Source organism: Mycobacterium sp. 29Ha (genome assembly GCF_032883055.1).
Taxonomy (GTDB): Bacteria; Actinomycetota; Actinomycetes; order Mycobacteriales; family Mycobacteriaceae; genus Mycobacterium; species Mycobacterium gallinarum.
On record NZ_JAMQTI010000056.1, the window covers coordinates 2,100 to 5,518 of the forward strand.

Annotated in this window: 2 rRNA genes; both read left to right on the forward strand. The window is 56.0% G+C overall.

The annotated features are described in order from the left end of the window. Positions 1-47: 47 nt before the first annotated feature. Positions 48-3,182 (forward strand): 23S ribosomal RNA (locus M1248_RS33030). Positions 3,183-3,296: 114 nt separating this feature from the next. Further along, positions 3,297-3,411 (forward strand): 5S ribosomal RNA (rrf, locus tag M1248_RS33035). The last annotated feature ends 8 nt before the right edge of the window (positions 3,412-3,419 follow it).

Genomic DNA, 3,419 nt, shown 5'->3' on the forward strand with positions numbered 1-3,419 from the left:
TGATAATGCAATTTTTGATTCTTCCGAGAATTTTTAACTGTTTTGTGTTGTAAGTGTTTAAGGGCGCATGGTGGATGCCTTGGCACTGGGAGCCGATGAAGGACGTGGGAGGCTGCGTTATGCCTCGGGGAGCTGTCAACCGAGCGTTGATCCGAGGATGTCCGAATGGGGAAACCCGGCACGAGTGATGTCGTGTCACCCGTTACTGAATACATAGGTAACGGGGGGGAACGCGGGGAAGTGAAACATCTCAGTACCCGTAGGAAGAGAAAACAAGTGTGATTCCGTGAGTAGTGGCGAGCGAAAGCGGAGGATGGCTAAACCGTGTGCATGTGATACCCGGCGGGGGTTGTGTGTGCGGTGTTGTGGGGCGTTTCTTCTCTGGTCCGCCGGCCAGGGCGAAAGTGATAAACCATTGGGTTAGGTGAAGTGGTCTGGGATGGCCTGTCGTAGAGGGTGAGAGCCCCGTAACCGAAAACTTGATGGCTTTCGTGGAACTGTCCCCGAGTAGCAGCGGGCCCGTGGAATCTGCTGTGAATCTGCCGGGACCACCCGGTAAGCCTGAATACTTCCCAGTGACCGATAGCGGATTAGTACCGTGAGGGAATGGTGAAAAGTACCCCGGGAGGGGAGTGAAAGAGTACCTGAAACCGTGTGCCTACAATCCGTCAGAGCCCTCGCTTTATGTGTGGGGTGATGGCGTGCCTTTTGAAGAATGAGCCTGCGAGTCAGGGACATGTCGCGAGGTTAACCCGGGTGGGGTAGCCGCAGCGAAAGCGAGTCTGAATAGGGCGTATCCAATCCGTAGGGGTTGGTGTAGTGGTGTGTTCTGGACCCGAAGCGGAGTGATCTACCCATGGCCAGGGTGAAGCAGCAGTAAGATGTTGTGGAGGCCCGAACCCACTTAGGTTGAAGACTGAGGGGATGAGTTGTGGGTAGGGGTGAAAGGCCAATCAAACTCCGTGATAGCTGGTTCTCCCCGAAATGCATTTAGGTGCAGCGTTACACGTTTCTTGTTGGAGGTAGAGCTACTGGATGGCCGATGGGCCCTACTAGGTTACTGACGTCAGCCAAACTCCGAATGCCGACAAGTCAAAGAGTGTGGCAGTGAGACGGCGGGGGATAAGCTCCGTGCGTCGAGAGGGAAACAGCCCAGATCGCCGGCTAAGGCCCCTAAGCGTGTGCTAAGTGGAAAAGGATGTGCAGTCGCGAAGACAACCAGGAGGTTGGCTTAGAAGCAGCCACCCTTGAAAGAGTGCGTAATAGCTCACTGGTCAAGTGATTGTGCGCCGATAATGTAGCGGGGCTCAAGCACACCGCCGAAGCCGCGGCAACGACCACCCCTTTGGGGTGACGTTGGGTAGGGGAGCGTCCTGCATCCGGTGAAGCCACAGAGTGATCTGGTGGTGGAGGGTGTGGGAGTGAGAATGCAGGCATGAGTAGCGATAAGGCAAGTGAGAACCTTGCCCGCCGAAAGACCAAGGGTTCCTGGGCCAGGCCAGTCCGCCCAGGGTGAGTCGGGACCTAAGGCGAGGCCGACAGGCGTAGTCGATGGACAACGGGTTGATATTCCCGTACCCGTGTATAAGCGTCCCTGATGAATCCACTCTGCTAACCACCCAAATGGTGGTCCACCGGCGACCTTCGGGTCAATGGGGTCTACCGGCTGCGTGGGACCCGGGTGGGTAGTAGTCAAGCGATGGGGTGACGCAGGAAGGCAGCCGTACCAGTCAGTGGTAATACTGGGGCAAACCCGTAGGGGGACATCTAGGCAAATCCGGATGTCGTATTCCCTGAGAGGTGATGCATAGCCGAGTGAGGCGAATTCGGTGATCCTATGCTGTCGAGAAAAGCCTCTAGCGAGCGTATACACGGCCCGTACCCCAAACCAACACAGGTGGTCAGGTAGAGAATACCAAGGCGTACGAGTGAACTATGGTTAAGGAACTCGGCAAAATGCCCCCGTAACTTCGGGAGAAGGGGGACCGGAACACCGTCAAGGCCTTCGCGGCCGGCAGCGGGATCCGGTGGCACAAACCAGTGAGAAGCGACTGTTTACTAAAAACACAGGTCCGTGCGAAGTCGCAAGACGATGTATACGGACTGACGCCTGCCCGGTGCTGGAAGGTTAAGAGGACCCGTTAACCCGCAAGGGTGAAGCGGAGAATTTAAGCCCCAGTAAACGGCGGTGGTAACTATAACCATCCTAAGGTAGCGAAATTCCTTGTCGGGTAAGTTCCGACCTGCACGAATGGCGTAACGACTTCTCAGCTGTCTCAACCATAGACTCGGCGAAATTGCATTACGAGTAAAGATGCTCGTTACGCGCGGCAGGACGAAAAGACCCCGGGACCTTCACTACAACTTGGTATTGGTGCTCGATACGGTTTGTGTAGGATAGGTGGGAGACTGTGAAACACGCACGCCAGTGTGTGTGGAGTCGTTGTTGAAATACCACTCTGATCGTATTGGGCCTCTAACCTCGAACCGTATATCCGGTTCAGGGACAGTGCCTGGTGGGTAGTTTAACTGGGGCGGTTGCCTCCTAAAATGTAACGGAGGCGCCCAAAGGTTCCCTCAACCTGGACGGCAATCAGGTGTTGAGTGTAAGTGCACAAGGGAGCTTGACTGCGAGACCTACACGTCAAGCAGGGACGAAAGTCGGGACTAGTGATCCGGCACCCCCGAGTGGAAGGGGTGTCGCTCAACGGATAAAAGGTACCCCGGGGATAACAGGCTGATCTTCCCCAAGAGTCCATATCGACGGGATGGTTTGGCACCTCGATGTCGGCTCGTCGCATCCTGGGGCTGGAGCAGGTCCCAAGGGTTGGGCTGTTCGCCCATTAAAGCGGCACGCGAGCTGGGTTTAGAACGTCGTGAGACAGTTCGGTCTCTATCCGCCGCGCGCGTCAGAAGCTTGAGGAAACCTGTCCCTAGTACGAGAGGACCGGGACGGACGAACCTCTGGTCCACCAGTTGTCCCACCAGGGGCACCGCTGGATAGCCACGTTCGGACAGGATAACCGCTGAAAGCATCTAAGCGGGAAACCCCCTCCAAGACCAGGCTTCTCACCCATTAAGTGGGATAAGGCCCCCCGCAGACCACGGGATCAATAGACCAGACCTACACGCACAGCAATGTGTTCAGGGAACTGGCACTAACCGGCCGAAAACTTACACACAAACTCGCAACCACACATCCACGCGCATCAAACCACTGCGCCCCACCACCAAATAACCAGGGACACACAAACCCCCCACCACACAGGTGGGTCACTTTGACAAGTGAATAAAGTTACGGCGGTCAATAGCGGCAGGGAAACGCCCGGACCCATCCCGAACCCGGAAGCTAAGCCTGCCAGCGCCGATGATACTACCCAACCCGGGTGGAAAAGTAGGACACCGCCGAACACAAATTA